Origin of the sequence: Rhizobium sp. BK049 (assembly GCF_014193135.1) — a bacterium.
Classification (GTDB): domain Bacteria; phylum Pseudomonadota; class Alphaproteobacteria; order Rhizobiales; family Rhizobiaceae; genus Rhizobium.
On record NZ_JACHYV010000003.1, the window covers coordinates 55335 to 77074 of the forward strand.

The 21740-nt window shown below is 62.0% G+C and carries 14 protein-coding genes and 2 pseudogenes; 9 read left to right on the plus strand and 7 right to left on the minus strand.

Annotation, left to right across the window (positions count from 1 at the left end; translation table 11 throughout):
• Nucleotides 1-109 precede the first annotated feature (109 nt).
• The 3 genes from FHT70_RS03870 to FHT70_RS03880 form a co-directional block, all read right to left on the minus strand.
• Nucleotides 110-3295, minus strand: a complete 3186-nt coding sequence (locus FHT70_RS03870; protein ID WP_183699047.1) for a multidrug efflux RND transporter permease subunit — start codon at nt 3293-3295, stop codon at nt 110-112.
• Nucleotides 3292-4470, minus strand: coding sequence for an efflux RND transporter periplasmic adaptor subunit (locus FHT70_RS03875; RefSeq protein ID WP_183699049.1), 1179 nt, complete (start codon nt 4468-4470; stop codon nt 3292-3294). The genes FHT70_RS03870 and FHT70_RS03875 overlap by 4 nt, the downstream gene beginning before the upstream one ends.
• A 259-nt stretch (nt 4471-4729) precedes the next feature.
• Complete coding sequence (locus FHT70_RS03880; RefSeq protein ID WP_183699051.1) at nt 4730-6271, minus strand: cation:proton antiporter; 1542 nt, start codon at nt 6269-6271, stop codon at nt 4730-4732.
• Between the two features lie 230 nt (nt 6272-6501).
• Between FHT70_RS03880 and FHT70_RS03885 the strand changes: the two genes are divergently transcribed.
• From FHT70_RS03885 to FHT70_RS03895, 3 genes are read left to right on the plus strand one after another with little or no spacing between them, the layout of a single operon-like run.
• Entirely contained in the window at nt 6502-6966 is a 465-nt protein-coding gene (locus FHT70_RS03885; RefSeq protein WP_183699053.1) for a MarR family transcriptional regulator, read from the plus strand.
• Nucleotides 6959-8182, plus strand: a complete 1224-nt coding sequence (locus FHT70_RS03890; RefSeq protein WP_183699055.1) for an HlyD family secretion protein — start codon at nt 6959-6961, stop codon at nt 8180-8182. The genes FHT70_RS03885 and FHT70_RS03890 overlap by 8 nt, the downstream gene beginning before the upstream one ends.
• Nucleotides 8175-9716 (plus strand): DHA2 family efflux MFS transporter permease subunit, encoded by a 1542-nt coding sequence (locus FHT70_RS03895; RefSeq protein ID WP_183699057.1) that lies wholly within the window; start codon nt 8175-8177, stop codon nt 9714-9716. The genes FHT70_RS03890 and FHT70_RS03895 overlap by 8 nt, the downstream gene beginning before the upstream one ends.
• Here the strand turns inward: FHT70_RS03895 and FHT70_RS03900 are convergent, their stop codons facing one another.
• From FHT70_RS03900 to FHT70_RS03910, 3 genes and pseudogenes are all read right to left on the minus strand, one after another.
• Nucleotides 9717-10316 carry a DNA-3-methyladenine glycosylase gene (locus tag FHT70_RS03900; protein ID WP_183699388.1) on the minus strand — a complete coding sequence of 200 codons (600 nt, stop codon included), beginning with the start codon at nt 10314-10316 and terminating at the stop codon, nt 9717-9719.
• A gap of 66 nt (nt 10317-10382) precedes the next feature.
• A complete protein-coding gene (locus tag FHT70_RS03905) occupies nt 10383-10697 on the minus strand; it encodes a hypothetical protein (protein WP_183699060.1) in 315 nt (104 codons plus the stop codon).
• Nucleotides 10698-10720: 23 nt separating this feature from the next.
• A pseudogene (locus FHT70_RS03910) lies at nt 10721-11287 on the minus strand (LysR substrate-binding domain-containing protein); the annotation flags it as partial.
• Between FHT70_RS03910 and FHT70_RS03915 the strand changes: the two are divergent.
• A pseudogene (locus FHT70_RS03915) lies at nt 11228-11800 on the plus strand (SDR family oxidoreductase); the annotation flags it as partial. The pseudogenes FHT70_RS03910 and FHT70_RS03915 sit on opposite strands and share 60 nt — an antisense overlap.
• A 244-nt stretch (nt 11801-12044) precedes the next feature.
• Here the strand turns inward: FHT70_RS03915 and FHT70_RS03920 are convergent.
• Nucleotides 12045-12956, minus strand: a complete 912-nt coding sequence (locus FHT70_RS03920) for a LysR family transcriptional regulator (protein WP_183699066.1) — start codon at nt 12954-12956, stop codon at nt 12045-12047.
• A 166-nt stretch (nt 12957-13122) separates the two neighbouring features.
• Here FHT70_RS03920 and FHT70_RS03925 point away from each other — a divergent pair, with 166 nt between their 5' ends.
• From FHT70_RS03925 to FHT70_RS03945, 5 genes are all read left to right on the plus strand, one after another.
• Nucleotides 13123-13938, plus strand: a complete 816-nt coding sequence (locus tag FHT70_RS03925; RefSeq protein ID WP_183699068.1) for an alpha/beta hydrolase fold domain-containing protein — start codon at nt 13123-13125, stop codon at nt 13936-13938.
• Between the two features lie 46 nt (nt 13939-13984).
• A complete protein-coding gene (locus FHT70_RS03930) occupies nt 13985-15175 on the plus strand; it encodes an efflux RND transporter periplasmic adaptor subunit (protein WP_183699070.1) in 1191 nt (396 codons plus the stop codon).
• A gap of 117 nt (nt 15176-15292) precedes the next feature.
• The gene (locus FHT70_RS03935; RefSeq protein ID WP_183699072.1) at nt 15293-18493 is read left to right on the plus strand and encodes a multidrug efflux RND transporter permease subunit; all 3201 of its coding nucleotides are present in this window, start codon (nt 15293-15295) and stop codon (nt 18491-18493) included.
• Between the two features lie 286 nt (nt 18494-18779).
• Nucleotides 18780-20564 carry an IlvD/Edd family dehydratase gene (locus tag FHT70_RS03940; protein ID WP_183699074.1) on the plus strand — a complete coding sequence of 595 codons (1785 nt, stop codon included), beginning with the start codon at nt 18780-18782 and terminating at the stop codon, nt 20562-20564.
• 327 nt (nt 20565-20891) lie between these two features.
• Nucleotides 20892-21740 (plus strand): GNAT family N-acetyltransferase, encoded by an 849-nt coding sequence (locus FHT70_RS03945; protein ID WP_097600683.1) that lies wholly within the window; start codon nt 20892-20894, stop codon nt 21738-21740.

Sequence of the window (21740 nt, forward strand, 5' to 3'; positions counted from 1 at the left end):
TAAAGCGCGTCGCAATCTTTCAGATTCTCCCCTGCGCTTGGGTCTTAGTTTTCAAACATGTCGTTGCCGCAAAACCGCTGCACACTTTTTGCGCGACAGGCTAGAGTGATCAGACTGTCTCCCTTTCGGCCGGAACGGCTTCGACAGGCCTTTCAACCATGCGGCTGCGGCGTCGGCCGCGCAGCACGACGTAGAAGACCGGCGTCAGGAACAGGCCGAAGAGCGTCACGCCGAGCATGCCCGAGAAAACGGCTGTTCCGAGTGACTGACGCATTTCGGCGCCGGGGCCGGTGGCGATGGCAAGCGGCAGAACGCCGAAGATGAAGGCGAATGCGGTCATCAAAATCGGGCGCAGGCGAAGATGGCTGGCCTCGATTGCGGCCTCCACCGGCGATTTGCCTTCCTCTTCCGCCTGTCTTGCAAATTCGACGATCAGAATGGCGTTCTTCGCCGCCAGTCCGATCAGGACGATCAGGCCGATCTGGGTCAGGACGTTGTTGTCCATGCCTCTGAGCCACACTCCAATCAGCGCCGCGAGTACAGCAAGCGGAACGATGAGAATGATCGCAAGGGGCAGAACCCAGCTTTCATATTGGGCGGCCAGCGCCAGGAAGACGAAAATTACGGAGAGGGCGAAGATATAGACGGCGGTGTTGCCGGTATGAGTCTCCTGATAGGCGAGTTCCGTCCATTCGAAAGTCGTTCCCGGCGGCAGGATCTTGGCGGCCAGTTCCTCCATCTTTTTGATGGCATCGCCGGTCGAGGTGCCGGGCGTCGGATTGCCTTGGAGCGGCACCGAGACATACATGTTATAGCGCTGCACAAGCGCCGGTCCGCTGGAATCCTGAATGTCCATCAGCGTTCCCAAGGGCACGAGCGCACCGGTGGCCGAGCGCACCTTCAGGGCGAGGATGTCTTCCTTGTCCATCCGGTATTGTCGGTCTGCCTGGGCGCGGACCTGGTAGACACGGCCGAATGCGTTGAAATCATTGACGTAAGCGACGCCGAGATTGATCGAAAGCGCATTGAAGATATTGGGGATCGGCACGTTCAGGAAGCGCGCCTTGTCGCGGTCGATCGAAAGGAAATATTGCGGGCTGGCATCGGAGAACGTCGTGAAGACACCGGTGAGTCCCTCGGTCGTAGCCGCCGCCCCCATCATCTGGCGGGCAAGGCCGAGCACGCGCGTCATTTCAGGGTTTTCAAGATCGGAAATCTGCATCTTGAAGCCGCCGGAGTTGCCGACGCCGCGCACGGACGGCGGGGGGATGGCAATGATGAAGGCTTCCTGGATGCTCTGCAGCTTGCCGAAGAGTTCGCCGATGATCTTGTTGGCGTTCTCTCCGCCTTCCTCGCGTTCGGCAAAGGATTTGAACGGAACGAAGACAACGCCCGAATTCGAAGCATTGGTAAACGTCGCTCCGCTGAAGCCGGCAAACTGCACGGCGTTGCCGACGCCGGGCACGGTTCGGGCGATATCGCCCACCTTTTTGACGACTGCATCGGTACGCGCAAGCGAGGCACCGTCGGGAAGCTGCACGACGATGATCGCGTAACCCTGGTCCATAGTGGGGATGAAGCCCGAGGGAACCCTGGTGCTCATGTACCATGTTGCGCCCAGAAGGGCGGCAAAGGCGAGCATCGAGCAGGTCAGGCCTACCCAGCTTCTGACAAGGTGCCGGACAATCCATGAGTAGCCCGAACTCATCCGGTCGAAGCCGCGATTGAAGCCGCTTGCAAGACCTGTCCCCAGCCGTGAGGCGATGCTCTTGCGCTTCGTCTGGTGATCATGGGCTTTCAGCAATATGCCCGCGAGGGCCGGCGAAAGCGTCAGGGAGTTCAAGGCCGATATGGCAGTGGTGACGGAGATCGTCACGGCGAACTGCCTGTAGAACTGGCCCGATATGCCGGGGATGAAAGCCGTCGGCACGAATACCGCGATCAGGACCAGCGAGATCGCCACGACAGCGGTTCCGACTTCGTCCATCGTCACGTGCGACGCCTGCCTCGGCGTCATTCCGCGCGCCAGATTTCGCTCGACGTTTTCCACCACCACGATCGCATCGTCGACGACGATGCCGATCGCCAGCACGAGGCCGAAGAGCGTCAGCATGTTGAGCGAAAAGCCGAAGGCGAGCAGAACCGCGAAGGTGCCGATCAGCGAGACGGGAATGGCGACGATCGGTATGATCGCGGTCCGCCAGGATTGCAGGAAAACCAGAACGACGATAGCCACCAGGATGGCCGCTTCGGCGATGGTTCTATAGACCTCGTTGATCGAGTCCGAGATGAATTCGGTCGTGTCGTAAACGATGCGATATTCCAGGCCTTCCGGGAAATTCTGGGAGATATCCTTCATAAGCGTCTGGACCTGGTGGGCCGTATCGAGTGCATTGGTTCCCGGCCGGGCGAAGATGCCGAGCGCGACCGCAGGGTCGTTGTTGAGATAGCTGTTGGTGACGTAGTCCTGGGCGCCAAGTTCGATGCGGGCTACATCCTGCAGCTGCACGAGCCGGCCTGCTCCCGTCGATTTGACGATGACATAGCGGAACTCGCGCACATCGGAAAAGCGCCCGTCCGTTCGCACCGTATATTCGAACGCGTTCCTGCCGGTCACCGGCGGTGCGCCGATCTTGCCGCCCGATACCTGGACGTTCTGGTCCCTCAAGGCCGAAACGACGTCGTCGGACGTCATGCCGTAGGCGGAGAGCTTTTCCGGATCGAGCCAGATGCGCATCGAATACTGGCGTTCGCCGAAGATCTGCACGTCGCCGACACCGTCGAGACGCACGAGCACGTCGCGGATGCGGTTGCGGGCGTAGTTGGAGACGTAGAGCTGGTCGTAGCGATGCGATGGCGACAGGAGGTGCACCACCATCATCAGGTCGGGCGAGCTCTTGTCCGTGGTCACGCCGAGGCGCTGGACTTCCTCGGGAAGGCGGGGAAGTGCGATGGAAACGCGGTTCTGGACTAGGACTTGCACCTTATCTAGATCGGTGCCGAGCTTGAAGGTGATCGTCAGCGACATGGCGCCGTCGGCGCTGGAATAGGAAGACATGTAAAGCATGTCTTCGACGCCGTTGATCTGCTGCTCGAGTGGGGTCGAAACGGTGTCGGCGATGGTCTGCGGGTCGGCGCCCGGATAGGAGGTACGCACGACGATGGTGGGCGGCGCGATCTCCGGATATTGAGAGACCGGCAGCTGCGTATAGGCGATGCCGCCGACGACCAGAAAGAGGATGGAAATGACGGCCGCGAAGATCGGCCGGTCCACGAAAAAGTGCGCAAATCTCATTGTCCGGTCTCCGCATTCGCGGATTCCGGCGCAGTGTCCTGCCGCTCCTGCGGCAGTTCGCTCATCTGCGGTGTGATGGTCGAGCCAGGCCGGGCGCGCATCAGCCCGTTGACGATGATCGTCTCGTTGCCGTCGAGGCCTTCACGGATGACGCGATAGCCGTAGAGCCGCGGTCCGGGCCTGACGGGCTTGGTCGAAACCTTGCCTTGCGCATCGACCACATAGACGACACGTTCATTCTGGTCCGAGCCGATAGCCTCGTCCGGGACGAGGATGGCCTTGTATGTATTGGAGGCTGCGACCTGCACACGGCCGAACAGGCCCGGCTGCAGGACGAGATCAGGATTTGCAAGGCGGGCGCGGATGCGGATGGTGCCGCTCTCGTTGTCCACCCGGTTCTCGGCAAAATCGAGCTTCCCCATAAAAGGTTTGGCGGTCGGATCGGAGATCGTGACGGATACGTCGACACCGCCGCCTCCGAGCTGCAGGTCCTTGCCCTGCTTGCGTGCAGTGTCGGCGAAATTCAGCAGGCGGCGCTCGTCGACATCGAAATAGAAGTCGATCGGATCGAGGGAGACGATCGTCGTGAGCACCGTCTGGTCGGCCTGCACGAGATTGCCGGTCGAGAGCAAGCGGCGGTCGATACGGCCGCTGAGTGGCGCCCGGATCTCGGTATATTCGAGATCGAGAGCCGCGCGGTCGGCCGCGGCCTGAGCGCCGCGGACATTGGCCTCAGCGGAATCGAATTCGCGGCGGCGATCGTCGAGCGTCTGCGCGGATTGGCTGCCGCTCGAAGCGAGAGACTGGGCGCGCTTGTACTGAGCGTCGGCGAAGACAAGAGTGGACTGCGACGCTTCGAGCGTGGCCTTTGCCTGGTTGAGCGCGGTGACGAACGGCCGCTGGTCGATGACGAAGAGCAGGTCGCCCTGTTTGACCAAGGCGCCGTCCTCGAAATGGACTTCCTGTAGGTAGCCCCCGACGCGCGAACGCACGGAGACTTCGTCGACCGGCTGGAAACGGCCGATGAATTCGTCATTGTCGATGACATCGCGCACCACCGGCTTTGCGACCGTGACAGGGGGAGGGGCGGACGGTGCGCCCTGCGCCATCGCGACCAGAGGCATGAACGTGGCGATGCAACCGAGCATCAATATCCGTCGAAGCGCGAAAGTCATAATCGGTCCCTCCAATCGCGATGGCCGATCGACTGCCACCGAACTTAAGATGAAGTGATGCTATTCATGTCTTGCTGCTTTGAACGAAGGACTTGCCTCCGTGATTTCGCCCGGCGTTCAATTCTGGAAAGGAAGGCCGGCATGCAATGCAAATCGGAAAAATCGTAACGCTATGAAACTGGATATAAACGGCAGCGGCGAAAAATAGCAAATGCCAATTGGCTGCCGTTCAGCGATCCGTCAAAGCTCATGGGCGGCGTCAGCTCTCGACGATTTCGTCGCGGCCGGGCGGCAGGACGGCGAGCTCTGCCCAGTCGAGCTCCTGTTCCAACGCATGGAAAACATCGTCATCAATCTCGTCGGCACGACGCATCTCCGCCAGTTTTCGGCGTTTCGCGGCGATGACGCTGCGGCGCTGCCTATCGAGCCTGCTGACTTCGCGCGGGTGTCTTCCGTCGGCAGCAATCTCACGCTCCGAGGTGTAAACGTCGCGCAGGATTCGGGTGGATTTGTCCTCGCCTTCAAGCTCGGCAAGAGCCGCGTCGATCAATGCCACGCGGGCTTTGGTGAGATCGCGGTTCAGGGATTTGTCCGGATCGAATTTCAGGAAGCGGATCAGCGGCCCGAGCGTCAGCCCCTGGACAATGAGCGTGCCGAGAACGACGGCCAGCGCGCTGAGCAGGATAATATCGCGATCATGGAAGTCGATCGGCAGGGCGAGCGCAGTTGCGAGCGTGACGAGACCGCGCATGCCGCACCAGCCGGCAAGCAGGCTCGCAGCAAATGAGGGAGCGGCTTGTGTCGTGAGACCGCGCTCGGCAAGAAAGGTGATGGCGCGGTTATAGACGAGCACCCAGGCTAGGCGCACGACGATGACGGTGACAAAGACCGCGGTTGCCAAGGTGATCGCAAAACTCAGCCGGCCGGGATCGAGATCGAGGACGATCTGGCGGACCTGCAAGCCCATCAGCAGGAAGGCGAGCACGTTAAGCAGGAAAACCGCGGCTTCCCAAACCGAATAGGAATGAATGCGGTGGCGGGCCGTCTGCCGCTCCGGCATGTAGCGGGCGATCACCATGGCATATGCGACGATCGCCAGGATCGCCGAAAGGTGCAGTCGCTCGGCGATGATCCACGTGCCGAAGGTGGCGACGAACTCGAGCAATGTGCCGCCGAGCGTGCCGGCGAGCTTCAGACCAACGATCATGTAGAGGCGGCCGAGAAGATAACCGAGGATGAGACCACCCGGCGCTGCCAGCGTCAATTCTGCCATAATGCCGGTAAGGAAGGCGGGGCTGGTGGCGGCCGCCACTGCGGCGCTGAAGATGAGCAGGGCGACGGCATCGTTGAGCAGACTCTCGCCCTTGAGAATTACATAGGTCTGGCGGGGCAGATTGAAGCGGTCGAGCATGACGGTCGCCGCGACCGCATCCGGCGGCGCCACGATGGCGCCGAGTGCGACGGCCACGGCAAGCGGCAGGCCGGCCATTGCAACGCCGACGGCGGCAACGGACGCGGCCGTCAAAATGACGGCGATTGCGGCAAGCGAAAAGAGCGGCAGCCAGTTGCGCCTCAACGTCCTCGGCGGCAAATCGTAGGCGGCGTCGAAAAGTACGGGTGCGATGAAGAGCGCCAGCGCAAGCCTGGGATCGATCGCCACCTCCGGAGCCCACGGGAAAGCAGCGACAATGATGCCGGCGATTGCCAGCATGGTCGGATAAGGCACACGGAACTTCCTGGAGAATTGCAGGAAGATGATCGCCACCAAGAGCAGCGTCAGCATGCTTTCGAAGAACGCCATAGGCCCTCCAGACCATTTCAGCGGATAGTTCTTGCCAGAAACTAGGGCCAGGCGATGCCACGGCCACCGTTCGAGCCTAAAGCTGTGAGGGACGGCAAGCTGCCGGCTGCGGGCTGCGGCATTTTGGCTCCGGTTGCAGAATCTGCGGCTTACGCTCTTGTGCGAGCGTCTGCGCTCAATATATGTGAGCACATCATAAGGATGCTTATAAATATCCGGCACAGGTTTCCATGAACGCCACGCCCACACTCGGATTCCTTCTCCACGATGTAGCACGACTGCTGCGCAAGCGCTTCGAGCAACGCGCCAAGTGTCTTGGGCTGACACGTTCGCAATGGCAGACGCTCGCCTATCTCTCGAATAACGAGGGGATCCACCAGAGCGGCCTTGCCGAAATTCTCGAAGTCGAGCCGATCACGCTGGTGCGTATTCTCGACAAACTCGCTGAACGCGGGCTCATTGAGCGCCGCCAGCATCCGACCGACCGGCGGATCTGGCTCCTCTACATGCGCGACGAAGCGCATCCTCTGCTCGCCGAAATGCGCGAACTTGGCGATGTGACCCGCGCAGAGGCGCTGGAAGGTGTGTCAGTCGAGCAGCGTGAGCAGCTTTTCCACATCCTGTCCGTAATGAAGACCAACCTGGTCCAGGCATGCCGGGCCCCGGTTGACGAGAATGAGATGAACGATGGCTGATCAATTCCCCCTCCGCGTCGTTGCCGACGCCAATGCAAAGTCACCTATTGAAGAAAATGAAGCGAAACAGCAGGAAACGGTAGCCGAAGCGCCTTCATCCAGTTCAGCGCCGGCTGCCGCCGTGGCTGCGCCTGGCGGCAACCAGGTCCGCCGCCGGCGCAGTCTCACGCGGCCCGTTCTCTTCGCCCTGCTGCCGGTCGCGCTCGTTGTCGGCGGTTATTATTACGTCAATGGCGGTCAGGTGATGTCGACCGACAACGCCTATATCCAGGCCGATATGGTCGGGGTCACCACGGATGTCTCGGGCATCGTCGACCGGATCGACGTGCATGAAAACGAGGCGGTCAAGGCGGGGCAGGTGCTCTTCAGCCTGAGGGCCGATTCCTTCAAGATCGCGCTCGACGGCGCCAAGGCGCAGCTCGGCGTGCAGCGCAATCAGATCATGAACCTCAAGGCCAGCTATCAGCAGTCGCTTGCCGAGATCATGCAGGCGCAAGCCGATTTGCCCTATTATCAGGATCAGTTCGACCGGCAGCAGGCCCTCGTTAACAACGGCAGCGCGACGCAATCCGCCTATGACGAGGCCAAGCACAATCTCGAGGCCGCTCAGCAGAAGGTTGCCGTCGCCAAGGCGGAAGCAGCAACGACGCTCGCCCAGCTCGGCGGCAGGGCCGACCAGCCGGTCGAGGAAAACCCGCTCTACCTGCAGGCCAAATCGCAGGTCGACAACGCCCAGCGCGAGTTCGACCACAGTGTCGTCAAGGCGCCCTTCGACGGCATCGTCACCAATATCAACGCGCTGCAGGTCGGCTCCTACCTGCAGGCCTCGCAGCAGGCATTCTCGCTCGTCGCTACCGACCATTTGTGGATCGCCGCCAGCCCGAAGGAAACCGAGCTGACTTACGTCAAGCCTGGGCAGTCGGCCGAGATCCATGTCGACACTTATCCCGGCGTGACCTGGAAGGGCAAGGTCGAGAGCATCAGCCCGGCTTCGGGTTCCAGCTTCTCGCTGTTGCCGGCGCAGAACACCACCGGCAACTGGGTGAAGGTCGTGCAGCGTATTCCGATGCGCGTCAGCATCGAGGATGCCGCAGGCAAGCCGCCGTTGCGCGTCGGCATGAGCACGGTCGTCGATGTCGATACCGGCCATGCCCGCGGCCTGCCCCATTTCGTCAACACGCTTCTGGGCTGGCCTCAGGGCAAGGACCATGAGTAACGCTCCTGCATCTCCGGCGACCCGGGTCGCCAATCGCGGCGCGATCACGGCCTGCGTCATTCTCGCCGTCATCATGCAGGCGCTGGACACGACGATCGCCAACGTGGCGCTGCCCTATATCCAGGGCAGCGTGTCGGCCTCCGCCGACCAGATCAACTGGGTGCTCACCTCCTATATCGTTGCGGCGGCGATCATGACGCCGCCCTCCGGTTTCCTCGCCGCCAAATTCGGCCGCAAGCGCGTGCTGCTCGTCGCTATCGCTGGGTTCGTGACCGCCTCCGTTCTCTGCGGCCTGGCGCAATCGCTGAACCAGATCGTTGCCTTCCGCCTGCTGCAGGGCCTGTTCGGCGCCTCGCTGGTGCCGCTTTCCCAGGGCATTCTCCTCGACATCTATACGGTGGAGGAACGCGGCTCGGCCATGGCGCTTTTCGGCGTCTCGGTCATGGTCGGGCCGGTGCTCGGCCCGGTCATCGGCGGGTGGCTGACCGACAATATCAGCTGGCGCTGGGTGTTCTATATCAACGTGCCGATCGGCGCGCTCGCCTTCATGGGCATCGTTGTCTTCGTTGCCGAGACCAAGCGGGATGCGCTCGCCAAACTCGACTGGTTCGGCTTCGGGATGATGAGCCTGTTCATCGCCGCGCTGCAGCTCTTCCTCGACCGCGGCGAGCAGCTCGACTGGTTCTCTTCGGGCGAGATCATGGTCGAAGCGATTGTCTGCGCCGCCGCCTTCTATCTGCTTGTGGTGCACACGCTGACCGCAGAGAAATCCTTCGTCAATCCGAAGCTGTTTCTCGACCAGAACTTCACGGTGAGCATGATCTTCATCTTCGTGGTTGGCGTCACCTACCTCGCCTCGCTGGCGCTGATGACCCCCTATCTGCAGACGTTGATGGGCTATCCCGTCATTACCGCCGGCATCGTCATGGGGCCGCGCGGGCTCGGCACCATGCTCTGTATGTTCATTGTCGGGCGGCTGATCGGCAAGGTCGATACGCGCTTGCTGCTGGTGCTCGGTCTCGGCCTGACAGCCTGGGCGATGTACGATATGACGGGATGGACGCCTGATGTTTCGCAATGGACGATCGTCTCGGTCGGCTTCATCCAGGGCGCCGGCCTCGGCTTTCTCTTCGTGCCGCTGACGACGATCGCCTTCGCGACGCTGCCCGCCCAAATGCGTGGCGACGGCACCGGCCTCTACAATCTGTCGCGAAACATCGGCTCGGCGGTCGGCATCTCGATCGTCTCGGCACTGATCGTCGAGAACACGCAGAGCAATCATGAGTCGATCGCGGCCTATGTGACGCCTTTCAACCACGCCTTCAATGCGGCCGCGGCGCAGGGGTTGAGCCCGCTCACGGCCGCCGGCCGCGCTTCGCTCAACGAGATGATCACGCTGCAATCGACGATCATCGCCTATATGGACGATTTCAAGCTCTTGATGTTGATGTCGCTCGCGGTCATTCCGCTGGTGCTGTTGCTGCGCAAGCCGAAGGCCGCGCCTGCCGTCGACCACAGTGCGGTCATGGAGTGATCAGCGAAACGGCTTGCTGAGATATCGCGATCCCTGAATGCCGAAGCGCCACGGTGCTTCGGCATTTCTCGTGATGCCGATGCGTTTCCCCACAACAATCGGCACCGGCGTGGACGGCGTCAATGCATAGGGTGGGCGGTCGAGCAGTCTGTCATTGATTTCGATATCGATGCCGAGCGCCTGGCAGAGCTTGCCCGGGCCGCTGCAGAGCGCCGTCAGCATATCAGTGCCGCGCCGCTCCGTCATAGCGGCAATTCCCGTTTCCGGCTCGAGCGCCCGGATCAGCACGGCCGAGCCCGGATGACAGACGAAGTTCAGGCACCAGTACATGCCGTAGATGCGGTAGATGTAGACATTGCCGGGCCGGCCGAACATGGCGCCATTGCGCCTGGTGGGCCCGCGAAAACTGTGCGAGGCTTCGTCATCGGGGAAATAGGCTTCGGTTTCGGTGATGCGGCCGCCGGCGCCGTCCACGCTCAGATGGCAGCCGAGCAGTTCGCGGGCCACAGTGATCGCATCGCGCTCGAAAAACGCCCTGAGGACTTCGCCGGCAAGCGCGCCATCGCCGATCGCGCCTTTTGTCATTCCACCATCGGTCATAACCGAGGCAGATAACATTCGCTGCCGCCGCCGTCATCCCAAAACCATTTGATGGGGCCGGCCGCGTCAGCGGCCGGCATTCGGATTACGCATTGGGATCGAGGATGATGTAACCGAGATCGGATCGCTCGCGGGGAAGGAATCTTCCAGGCCTTCCTCCAGTTCCTCTTCGAGCAGGGCCGGATCCTTGCTGCGCGCGCCGTCACCATGGGCCGGTTCGATTGCTGCAGCAAGCAGGGCCTTTGCACGCCGGATCGCGTTTTCCAATGTCAGTTCGGGTGCGCTTCGCAGCGTTACGGCAATGCTGTCTTCACCCTCACCGCCGAATTCGACGACGAAGCCATCTTCCGTCTGGTAGACGGTGATATCGCTGAGTGCCATGGCTCTTCCCCTAAACGCTTATATTAGCAAAGCGTGTTTTTGGAATTTTGTCGAGCGAAGAGCTTCACCAGCCAATCGATGAAAACGCGCACGCGGGGCGAAAGCTGGCGATTGCGGGGGTAGAGCAGGGAAGCCGGGGTCGGGGTCGGTGGAAAATCCCGGAGCACGTGGACCAGCGTGCCGTCGGACAGATCTTTTTCGGCGTGGTAGCGCGGGATCTGGATCAGACCGAGGCCCATCCTCGCTGCCGCAACATAGCTTTCAGCGGCGTTGACGGTGACGGTCGCTGGAATGGTTATGTTACGTGCCGCACCGCCGATGGTGAATTCAAGCGGGAGCAGACTGCCGGTGCTGCTGGAGTGGAAGCCGACCATGCGGTGGCCGGCAAGCCGGTCAGGATGCTGCGGCGGGCCGCGGGCGGCGATATAGGCGGGAGAGGCGAGCGTGACCTCATCAAGCATGGCGACGCGCCTGATGACCATGTCGCTGTCGGCAGGCGTGCCGACGCGCAGCACGCAATCGATGCCAGCAGGGCGCTGACGGCCAAGGCGGATGTCAGCGATTCTGAAGCCGTCCGGCGGGTGTTCGACGCTGCGGAAGACGCCTTTGGCGGCGTCGATGTGCTCGTCAACAATGCCGGCATCATGATGCTGTCGTCGCTTGCCGAGGCTGACGACGAAAACTTCGATCGCCAGATCGGCGTTAATCTCAAGGGCACTTTCAATACGCTCAGGGAAGCGGCCCGGCGCCTGCGCGATGGCGGCAGGGTCATCAACTTTTCGACTTCGGTCGTCGGGCTGAAGCTCGAAACCTACGGGGTTTACGCCGCCACCAAGGCCGCCGTCGAAACGCTGACGGCGATCATGGCCAAGGAGATGCGCGGCCGTAACATCACGGTCAATGCCATCGCGCCCGGGCCGGTGGCTACTGATCTTTTCCTCAACGGCAAAACGGAGGAACTCATTGCCCGCATGGCGAAGATGAACCCGCTGGAGCGGCTCGGCTCGCCTGAGGACATTGCCTGCGTGGTCGCCTTTCTCGCCGGCCCGGACGGCGGCTGGATCAATGGCCAGACGCTGCGCGCCAATGGCGGCGTGATCTGACGAAGGCGCCGTCATCGCAATCATGTGAACGAAGATTGTAGGTCTTCCCCCTTACAATCTTGTCGGGAGTGGCTATAGTTACTTTATCGCGAGAGAGTGGAGTTCCCTGACGCTCTCTCCCGAACCTCCAGAGCCTGCCGCGCCCAGTCTGCGGCGCGACAGGTCCGATGTTCAAAATTTGCGGCCCGTCGAAGGTTTCTCTTGCCTTCCGGGCCGTCTCTGTTTTGCCGCCGCGCGACATGCTCTAGAAATCGTTCAGCTTGGCCTCGACCAGGAGCTTGACCAGCCAATCGACGAAGACGCGGACCTTGTTGCTGAGGTGGCGGTTCGGTGGATACACCACATAAAGCGGCACCGGATCGCGGCGCCAGTCCGGCAGCACGCGGACGAGTTCGCCCCGCCGCATCGGTTCACGCGCCATGAAGGTCGGCACCTGCGCGACGCCGAGGCCCGTCAGGGCCGCGGTCAGATAGGTGCGGCTGTCATTGACCGAGGCGATGCAGCGCGGGGTAGTCTCGACCATTTCGTTGCCCCTGCGAAATTCGAAGGGCAGGGTCCGGTTGTTCTGGGCGCGGAAATAACTGACGGAGTAGTGCGTGGCCTCCAAATCCTCCGGCCGTTCGGGCATGCCGAATTTCTGAATGTAGCTCGGCGAAGCGCAGGTGACGAGCTCCATCTCCGAAACGCGCCGGGCTATCAGCGACTGATCGGTGGGCGTGCCCGCCCGCAGCGCGCAATCGACGTTTTCGACCAGGTAATCCACCGTGCGGTCGCTGACCCCCAGATCCAGACGGATGTCGGGATAGCGTTGGTAGAAATCGCAAAGTGCCGGAACGACGATGGCGTCAGCAAAGGCGCCGCTCATCTCGATGCGCAGCCGCCCGCTCGGCAAGCTTTGCGAGTTGGAGAGGCTGCCGTCGAGTTCCTCTAGCTCGGAGATGATCTGGGCGGCGCGTTCGTAATAAAGCGCGCCGTCCGTGGTCACCATGACCCGTCGCGTGGTGCGGTTCAGAAGCTTGGTGCGCAGATGCGCTTCCAGGCCCTGGATGAGATTGGTCACCGTCGCCTTGGGCATTGCGAGCATGTCGGCGGCGCGGGTGAAATTGCCCGTCTCCACGACGCGGATGAAGACGCGCATTGCCGAAAGTTGATCCATCGGTTTCAAGTCCGCAGTTTGCGTTGCACCATTATTCGAGAATCGGAACAGTGTTATCGCGATATTGCTTCTTATTCCCTGTTCTGAATAACAATATCTTTTTTATACGAAATGCAAGCGGCAGGTGCTGTGTGCCCGGCGGTTGCGTGCAAAAGAGACAGGATCGATGACGGTAGAATGGAAGGACATGATGCTGGATAAGGTGGCCATCGGCCCCGTTTCCGCGCGTGTCTACCAAGGCGCCGATTACGGCAAGGGTCCGCCGATCGTGCTTTACCTGCATGGGGGGGCATTTCTCGACAGCGAAACGAATGTCGACCGGCCGGTTGCCGTCAGTCTCGCCAAAGCCGGCGCCATCGTCGCCGCCGTCGACTACAGCACACTGTCCGGCAACCTCTTTCCGAAGGCGTTGGAAGTCTCCTTCTCCGTTTTCACCTATCTCGCCAACAAGCGCGCCGCTGGTCTCGGCGACCGCAAGTCGCTGCTATTCGTCGCCGGCGAGGAGGCGGGCGGCAACGTCGCTGCCGGAGTGGCGCTCAAGGCGCGCGATGAGATGCCGGATGCGCTCGACGGCCAGGTACTGATTTCACCGCTGCTCGATCCCTTCATGGGCACGTCGTCGATCCGCAAGGCCGAAGCGATCGGCATGCGACAGCGCTGGGCGGACGGCTGGAGCCATTATCTGAGCGGTGGCGGCTGCCACCCCTACGCGGCCCCCTGTCTCTGTTCGCGTCTTTCAGGCGTCGCGCCAGCGCTGATATTCACCGCAGAGGACGATCCTCTGCACGACGAAACACTCGGTTACGGTGCCCGCCTGAAAAAGGCCGGCGTCGGTGTGCGCCAGCATGTCCTTCCCGCCGGGACGGGCTGGCCCTCGATTTATGGTGGGAAATCTGGGGAGGCACCCGACTGGCAGGAACACGTCAGCCGCCATTTCGGACGTTTCCTACAGGACGTAAGCGTCCAACCGCAATTGCATTGAAGAAGATCTGATATTTTGGCGGCCTGGGGCCGCAAGGAGAGTACTGATGACGTCCAGAAGCAAGCGCTGGGCCCTCGTGGGCGCCGGCATAGGACTTATTGCGTCCGTTTCAGGCGCTGCATTGTTTTTCGAGCTGCCGATGAGCACGACGGCTACGGCAGCTTCCGCTCCCGCGCAGCCTCCCGCCGTACCGGTGACGGTGGCCGTGGTCGAAGCCCGCGACGTGACGGCCTGGGAGACCTTCTCCGGCCGTCTCGAAGCGGTCGATCGTGTCCAGGTCCGTCCCCGTGTCGAAGGCGCGATCCTTTCGGTGGCTTTCCGTGAGGGCGCGCTGGTGAAGCAGGGCGACCTGCTCTTCACCATCGATCCGGCTCCCTACCAGGCGAGCGTGGCGCAGGCCCAAGGCCAGGTGGCTTCGGCCGAAGCCAAGGTCAGTCTGGCGCAGACCGAGCTTGACCGCGGCCGCAGGCTTTCCGATAACCGCACCATCTCCCAGAGCGATCTCGATCAGCGCCAGAGCGCGCTGGCCGAGGCGCAGGCAGGCTTGCGTTCGGCACAAGCCGCGTTGCAGTCTGCCCAGCTCAATCTCGATTATACTCAGGTACGGGCGCCGGTTGCCGGCCGCATCGGCAAGATCGAGGTGACGACAGGCAACCTGGTTGCGGCCGGATCGGCCTCGCCTGCGCTGACGACGCTCGTTTCGGTCGATCCGATCTATGCGAGCTTCAACGCCAGCGAAGAGATGGTGACCCGCGCTCTCGCCCAGCTGCCGCAGACGGACGGCGCCCTGCCGCCCGTCGAAGAGATTCCGGTCGAGGTCGGCACGCTCGCCGACGAAGGCACGCCGATCAAGGGCAAGCTGCAGTTGATCGACAACGAGGTTGACGCATCGAGCGGCACCATCGGTGTGCGCGCCGTCTTCGATAATCCGGGCGGACGTCTCATCCCCGGCCAGTTCGTGCGCGTGCGCATGGGCCAGCCGAAGGCCGAGAACAAGATCGTCATCAGCGACCGCGCCGTCGGCACCGACCAGGACAAGAAATTCGTCTTCGTCGTCGACGGTGAGAACAGGGTCGCCTACCGGCAGGTGCAGCTCGGCGCTTTGACTGAGGGGCAGCGGGTGGTCGAAAGTGGCCTGAAGGCCGGCGAGAAGATCGTCGTCAACGGCCTGCAGCGCATCCGTCCCGGTGCCGTCGTCGTTCCGCAGATGGAAGAGAAGGTCGCGACCGCTCAGTAAGATCCCGCCTTCTCCTGCGGGGGAAGGCCGATACCCGAAATAATATGACCCGCCGGCGGCGCCTCACCCGCCGGAGAGGGAGTTTGCATCCATGTTCACCCCGGAGAGGGCTTTGAAATGAACATCTCCAGATTCTTTGTCGACCGGCCGGTCTTTGCCGGCGTTCTTTCGGTCCTCATCGTCGTTGCCGGCCTGATCGGCCTGCGGGCGCTGCCGATTTCCGAGTATCCCAACGTCGTGCCGCCGTCGGTCGTCGTGCGCGCCACCTATCCCGGCGCAAATCCGAGCGTCATTGCCGAAACCGTGGCGACACCGCTCGAAGAGCAGATCAACGGCGTCGAGGACATGCTCTACATGTCGAGCCAGGCGACGTCGGATGGCGTGCTCAATGTCACCGTCACCTTCAAGCTCGGCACCGACCCTGACAAGGCACAGCAGCTCGTGCAGAACCGCGTTTCGCAGGCCGAACCGCGCCTGCCGGCGGAGGTGCGCGCCCTCGGGATCACGACAGTCAAGAGCTCGCCCGACTTCATCATGGTCGTCAACCTCGTCTCCGACGGGAACAGCCACGACATCACCTATCTTCGCAACTACGCGACCTTGAACATCAAGGATCGGCTTGCCCGCATCCCCGGCGTCGGCCAGGTGCAGGTGTTCGGCGCCGGCGATTATTCGATGCGTGTCTGGATCGACCCGCAGAAGGCCGCCGAGCATGAACTCGCCGCCAGCGACATCAGCAACGCGATCAGCTCGCAGAACGTCCAGGCGGCCGCCGGCATTATCGGCGCCTCGCCGAGCCAGCCGGGCGTCGACCTGCAGCTCAACGTGAATGCCCAGGGCCGCCTGCGTACGCCCGAGGAGTTCGGCAACATCATCGTCAAGACGGGCGCCAATGGCGAGATCACCCGCCTTCGCGACGTCGCCCGCATCGAGCTTGGCGCCGCCGACTATACGTTGCGGTCGCTGCTCGACGGCAAGCCGGCCGTGGCCGTGGCCGCCCTTCAGGCGCCCGGGTCGAATGCGATCGAAATCGCCGACAACGTGCGCGCAACCATGGATCAGCTGCAATTGGCCATGCCTGAGGGCGTCAAATACGAGATCGTCTACGATACGACGAAATTCGTCCGCTCCTCGATCGAGAAGGTCATCGACACGCTGCTTGAAGCCATCGCGCTCGTCGTCCTCGTCGTCATCGTCTTCCTGCAGACGTGGCGCGCTTCGATCATTCCGCTGATCGCGGTTCCGGTCTCCATCATCGGCACTTTCGCGGTCATGTATGTCTTCGGCTTCTCGATCAACGCGCTCAGTCTGTTCGGATTGGTGCTTGCCATCGGTATCGTGGTGGACGACGCGATCGTCGTCGTCGAAAACGTCGAGCGCAATATCGAGCATGGCCTGTCGCCGCGCGCGGCCACCTATAAGGCGATGAAGGAAGTGTCCGGTCCGATCATCGCGATCGCGCTGGTGCTCGTCGCGGTATTCGTGCCGCTCGCCTTCATCTCCGGCCTGTCGGGTCAGTTCTATCGTCAGTTCGCGCTGACGATCGCGATCTCGACCGTCATCTCGGCCTTCAACTCACTGACCCTGTCGCCGGCCCTCGCCGCCCTTCTGCTGAAGGGCCACGACGCGCCCAAGGACTGGCTGACGCGGTTCATGGACGCGATCTTCGGTTGGTTCTTCCGTGGCTTCAACCGCCTCTTCGGCGCAGGCTCGAATGCCTATGGCAAAGGTGTTGGCGGCCTGGTGTCGCGCAAGAGCATCGTCATGGTGGTCTACCTGGCGCTGGTCGGCGCGACCTACAGCATGTTCACCACGGTTCCCGGTGGCTTCGTGCCGTCGCAGGACAAGCAGTATCTGATCGGCTTCGCTCAGCTGCCGGATGCCGCAAGCCTCGACCGCACGGAAGACGTCATCAAGCGCATGACCGATATCGCGCTCGCGCAGCCCGGCGTCGCCAATGCAATCGCCTTCCCCGGCCTGTCGATCAACGGCTTCACCAACTCTTCGAATGCCGGCATCGTCTTCGTGACGCTGAAGGATTTCGAGGAGCGTAAGACGCCGGATCTTTCTGGCGGCGCCATCGCCATGGCGTTGAACCAGAAATTCGGTGCCATCCAGGATGCCTTCATCGCCATGTTCCCGCCGCCGCCGGTCAACGGTCTCGGCACGACCGGCGGTTTCAAGCTGCAGATCGAGGATCGCGCAGGCTTGGGCAACCAGGCGCTCGATGAGGCGACCAAGGCAGTGCTTGCCAAGGCCTACCAGACGCCTGAACTTGCCGGGCTGTTCTCCAGCTTCCAGATCAACGTGCCGCAGCTCTATGCCGATCTCGATCGCGCCAAGGCCGAGCAGCTCGGGGTTTCCGTCACCGACGTCTTCCAGACGCTGCAGATCTATCTCGGCTCGCTCTATGTGAACGATTTCAATGCGTTCGGCCGCACCTACAGCGTCCGGGTGCAGGCCGATGCGAAATTCCGCGCCCAGCCGGAAGATATCGGGCAGCTGAAGGTCCGTTCGGCATCGGGCGAGATGATCCCGCTTTCGGCGCTGCTGAAGGTGGAGCCGAGCACCGGTCCCGAACGCGCCAACCGTTACAACGGCTTCCTCGCCGCCGATATCAACGGCGGTCCGGCACCGGGCTTTTCGTCCGGCCAGGCGCAGGCGGCAATCGAGAAGATCCTTCGCGAGACACTGCCTGCCGGCATCGACTTCGAATGGACGGATCTGACCTATCAGCAGATTCTGGCCGGTAATTCGAGCGTCGTCGTTTTCCCGCTGGCGCTGCTGCTGGTCTTCCTGGTGCTGGCTGCCCAGTACGAGAGCCTGACCCTGCCGCTGGCGATCATCATGATCGTGCCGATGGGCGTGCTGGCCGCGCTGACGGGTGTCTGGCTCACCGGTGGAGACAATAATATCTTCACCCAGATCGGTCTCGTGGTGCTAGTCGGCCTCTCGGCGAAGAACGCGATCCTGATCGTGGAATTCGCCCGCGAACTGGAGTTCGAGGGCAGGACGCCGCGGGAGGCGGCGGTCGAGGCCAGTCGCCTTCGCCTTCGCCCGATCCTCATGACCTCCATGGCCTTCATCATGGGCGTCGTGCCGCTGGTCGCCTCCACGGGCGCCGGCGCGGAAATGCGTGCCGCCATGGGTGTCGCGGTGTTCTCCGGCATGATCGGCGTGACCTTCTTCGGCATCTTCATGACGCCGGTGTTCTACGTGCTGCTGCGACGGCTGACGGGCAACCGTCCGCTCATCCAGCACAAGCCGGACGAGCACAAGGAGGAAGAGGCCGAGGTCATCCGGCTAGCAGCGGAATAAACGGAATTCAATCTTCCTTTGTCGAGTAAATCGGGCGGGAACTTCGGTTCTCGCCCGTATCGATTTCCGACACCCGACGAAAATGCGTTACGTTCATCAAAACGGTTGCAACCGTGGACGAGGGGACTATCAAAGACGGATAGCAGATGGGAGGATCGGCGCGGCTCCATCTCCACCATCCGGGTAGTCGATGCCGGCAAGCCGGCGCGGTTGCGGAAATGGTGACGGAATGCAGTGCTTCGCTTCTCGACTTCAAAGAGAAGAATAGCCGATCGGGAGGATGATGATGACGGACAGCCAACCGAAGAAGCGCCGCCTGCGTTCGCAGGATTGGTTCGACAATCCCGATCATATTGACATGGCGGCGCTCTATCTCGAGCGTTTCATGAATTACGGCATCACGCCGGAAGAACTGCGGTCCGGCAGGCCGATCATCGGAATTGCCCAGAGCGGTAGCGATCTGACGCCCTGCAACAGGGTGCATGTCGAGCTCGCCAAGCGCGTGCGTGACGGTATTCGCGACGCTGGCGGCATCCCCATCGAATTTCCGACGCATCCGATCTTCGAGAACTGCAAGCGTCCGACCGCCGCCCTCGACCGCAATCTAGCCTATCTCGGCCTTGTCGAGATCCTCTACGGCTATCCACTCGACGGTATCGTGTTGACCACCGGCTGCGACAAGACCACGCCTTCGGCAATCATGGCTGCTTCGACAGTCGATATTCCGGCCATCGTGCTCTCCGGCGGGCCGATGCTCGATGGCTGGCACGAGGGGGAACTGGCCGGCTCCGGCACCGTCATCTGGCGGATGCGGCGGAAATATGCGGCCGGTGAAATCGATCGGGAGGAGTTTCTGCAGGCGGCGCTCGATTCGGCTCCATCCGTCGGTCACTGCAATACGATGGGCACCGCCTCGACGATGAATGCGCTGGCGGAAGCACTCGGCCTATCGCTCACCGGCTGCGGCGCCATTCCGGCCGCCTACCGGGAGCGGGGGCAGATGGCCTACCGCACCGGACGGCGCGCCGTCGAGATCGTGTTCGAGGATCTGAAGCCATCGGATATCCTGACGCGGGCCGCGTTCCTCAATGCGATCCGCACCAATTCGGCGATCGGCGGCTCGACCAATGCGCAGCCGCATCTGGCTGCCATGGCCAAGCACGCCGGCGTCGAACTTTATCCCGATGACTGGCAGGTGCACGGCTTCGATATCCCGCTTCTGGCCAATGTCCAGCCGGCGGGCGCCTATCTCGGCGAGCGCTATCACCGCGCGGGCGGCACGCCGGCGATCATGTGGGAGCTGCTGCAGGCCGGAAAGCTCGACGGCGACTGTCGCACGGTGACGGGGAGGACGATGGCCGAGAACCTGAAAGGCCGCCAGGCCAGCGACCGCGAGGTCATCCGGCCTTTCGACGAACCGCTGAAGGAGCGGGCGGGCTTCCTCGTCCTCAAGGGCAATCTCTTCGATTTCGCGATCATGAAGATGAGCGTAGTCTCGGAAGATTTCCGCCAGCGCTATCTTCTGGAGCCCGGGCGGGAAGGTGTTTTCGAGGGCAGGGCGGTGGTTTTCGATGGTTCCGAGGATTATCACAGGCGCATCAACGACCCTGAACTCGGCGTCGACGAGGATACCATCCTCGTCATCCGCGGAGCGGGGCCGCTCGGCTGGCCTGGATCGGCTGAGGTCGTCAACATGCAGCCGCCGGATCATCTCCTGAAACGCGGCATCCGGAGTCTGCCGACGATCGGCGACGGCCGTCAGTCGGGCACCGCCGACAGTCCATCGATTCTCAATGCATCACCGGAAAGCGCTGCCGGGGGCGGCCTCGCCTGGCTTCGCACCGGCGATATCATCCGCATCGACTTCAACCAGGGGCGCTGCGACATGTTGGTCGACGACGCGGAGATCGAGCGGCGCAGGAGCGACGGTATTCCGCCGGTGCCGGCGGATGCCACGCCGTGGCAGCAGATCTACCGCCGCTCGGTGACGCAGCTGTCGGATGGCGCGGTTCTGGAAGGTGCGTCGGAGTTTCGCCAGATCGCAAAAAACCCGCCACGGCACAACCATTGATTCCGGCGCAGGGCAGCGATAGTGGCTAATTTCCGCCGAAATGCTTCCTGTCCTCCGGGTTGAGTACGCGAGAGATTTCGGCGCGACATTTATCCGCGCCGGAAGTTATTGGGCGCCAAGTAATTTTCTTGAGCTTGCAACGGCATTGTTTCATGGTAATGCGGAAACGAAGCTTACTGCATTGCATCGAAAACGATTATACGCGTGGTCAAGACCATCGGCGCGGCTTCTCCATCGTTCGTCCGGTGCGATCGGGTGGCGGTGATCTGAAAATTGCTTTGCCGTTGGCGGGATGGACTTGCGGGACATTCAATCTGGGAAGGTCGCATGAATTCGGAATTTGCCGTTCGTTCGATGCGGCCCGGCGAATTGGAACTCGTGCTCGAATGGGCGCGTCAGGAGGGGTGGAATCCGGGTCTCGACGATTCGCTTGCATTCCTCGAAGCCGATCCGTCGGGATTTTTCGTCGGCTCTATCGGTGAAGTCCCCGTCGGCTCGATCTCGGTCGTCAAATATGGCGACAGCTTCGCCTTTCTCGGCCTCTACATCGTCCACCCGGATTTCCGCGGCAAGGGTTACGGCAAGGCGATCTGGGAAGCGGGGATTGCCACGGCGGAAGGCCGAACGATCGGTCTCGACGGCGTTGCCGCGCAGCAGGGGAACTATCGCAAGGCCGGCTTCGAGCCCGCCTATTCCACCATTCGTTACGGCGGTGTTGCCTCCTCTTTGCCGGCCTCCACGCTTGTCGCGCAGCCGGTGCTGGATTCACGCCTCGAAGGATTGCAGCGTTATGATGCGGCGATCTTTCCGCAGCCGCGGGATGCCTTCCTCGCCGCCTGGTGCACCAGCCGCAAGGGGCGGCGTACGGCCGTAGTCCGCAAAAGCCACAAGATCCGCGGTTACGGCACGATTCGCCGCTGTTACGAGGGCTACAAGATCGGCCCGCTTTTCGCCAACGATGCAGACAGCGCAGCGGCACTGCTTGCCGGATTGATCCCCGAGGCAAAGGGCGCTCAGATCTTCATCGATATCCCCGCCGAGAATCGCGAGGCGATTGCACTTGCCGAAGGCATGGGTCTTCAGCCGGTGTTCGAGACCATGCGGATGTATCGAGGACCCGCCCCGGCGATCCCGCTGAAACACGTCTTCGGCGTGACGACGCTGGAGCTTGGTTAA

What these genes read in the sequence shown, in the direction of transcription:
- FHT70_RS03870 (WP_183699047.1), bottom strand. Translation starts at nt 3,295, where the DNA reads ATGAGATTTGCGCACTTTTTCGTGGACCGGCCGATCTTCGCGGCCGTC.
- FHT70_RS03935 (WP_183699072.1), top strand. Translation starts at nt 15,293, where the DNA reads ATGAACATCTCCAGATTCTTTGTCGACCGGCCGGTCTTTGCCGGCGTT.
- FHT70_RS03925 (WP_183699068.1), top strand. Translation starts at nt 13,123, where the DNA reads ATGACGGTAGAATGGAAGGACATGATGCTGGATAAGGTGGCCATCGGC.
- FHT70_RS03940 (WP_183699074.1), top strand. Translation starts at nt 18,780, where the DNA reads ATGACGGACAGCCAACCGAAGAAGCGCCGCCTGCGTTCGCAGGATTGG.
- FHT70_RS03895 (WP_183699057.1), top strand. Translation starts at nt 8,175, where the DNA reads ATGAGTAACGCTCCTGCATCTCCGGCGACCCGGGTCGCCAATCGCGGC.
- FHT70_RS03905 (WP_183699060.1), bottom strand. Translation starts at nt 10,697, where the DNA reads ATGGCACTCAGCGATATCACCGTCTACCAGACGGAAGATGGCTTCGTC.
- FHT70_RS03920 (WP_183699066.1), bottom strand. Translation starts at nt 12,956, where the DNA reads ATGGATCAACTTTCGGCAATGCGCGTCTTCATCCGCGTCGTGGAGACG.
- FHT70_RS03890 (WP_183699055.1), top strand. Translation starts at nt 6,959, where the DNA reads ATGGCTGATCAATTCCCCCTCCGCGTCGTTGCCGACGCCAATGCAAAG.
- FHT70_RS03875 (WP_183699049.1), bottom strand. Translation starts at nt 4,470, where the DNA reads ATGACTTTCGCGCTTCGACGGATATTGATGCTCGGTTGCATCGCCACG.
- FHT70_RS03930 (WP_183699070.1), top strand. Translation starts at nt 13,985, where the DNA reads ATGACGTCCAGAAGCAAGCGCTGGGCCCTCGTGGGCGCCGGCATAGGA.
- FHT70_RS03885 (WP_183699053.1), top strand. Translation starts at nt 6,502, where the DNA reads ATGAACGCCACGCCCACACTCGGATTCCTTCTCCACGATGTAGCACGA.
- FHT70_RS03880 (WP_183699051.1), bottom strand. Translation starts at nt 6,271, where the DNA reads ATGGCGTTCTTCGAAAGCATGCTGACGCTGCTCTTGGTGGCGATCATC.
- FHT70_RS03945 (WP_097600683.1), top strand. Translation starts at nt 20,892, where the DNA reads ATGAATTCGGAATTTGCCGTTCGTTCGATGCGGCCCGGCGAATTGGAA.
- FHT70_RS03900 (WP_183699388.1), bottom strand. Translation starts at nt 10,316, where the DNA reads ATGACCGATGGTGGAATGACAAAAGGCGCGATCGGCGATGGCGCGCTT.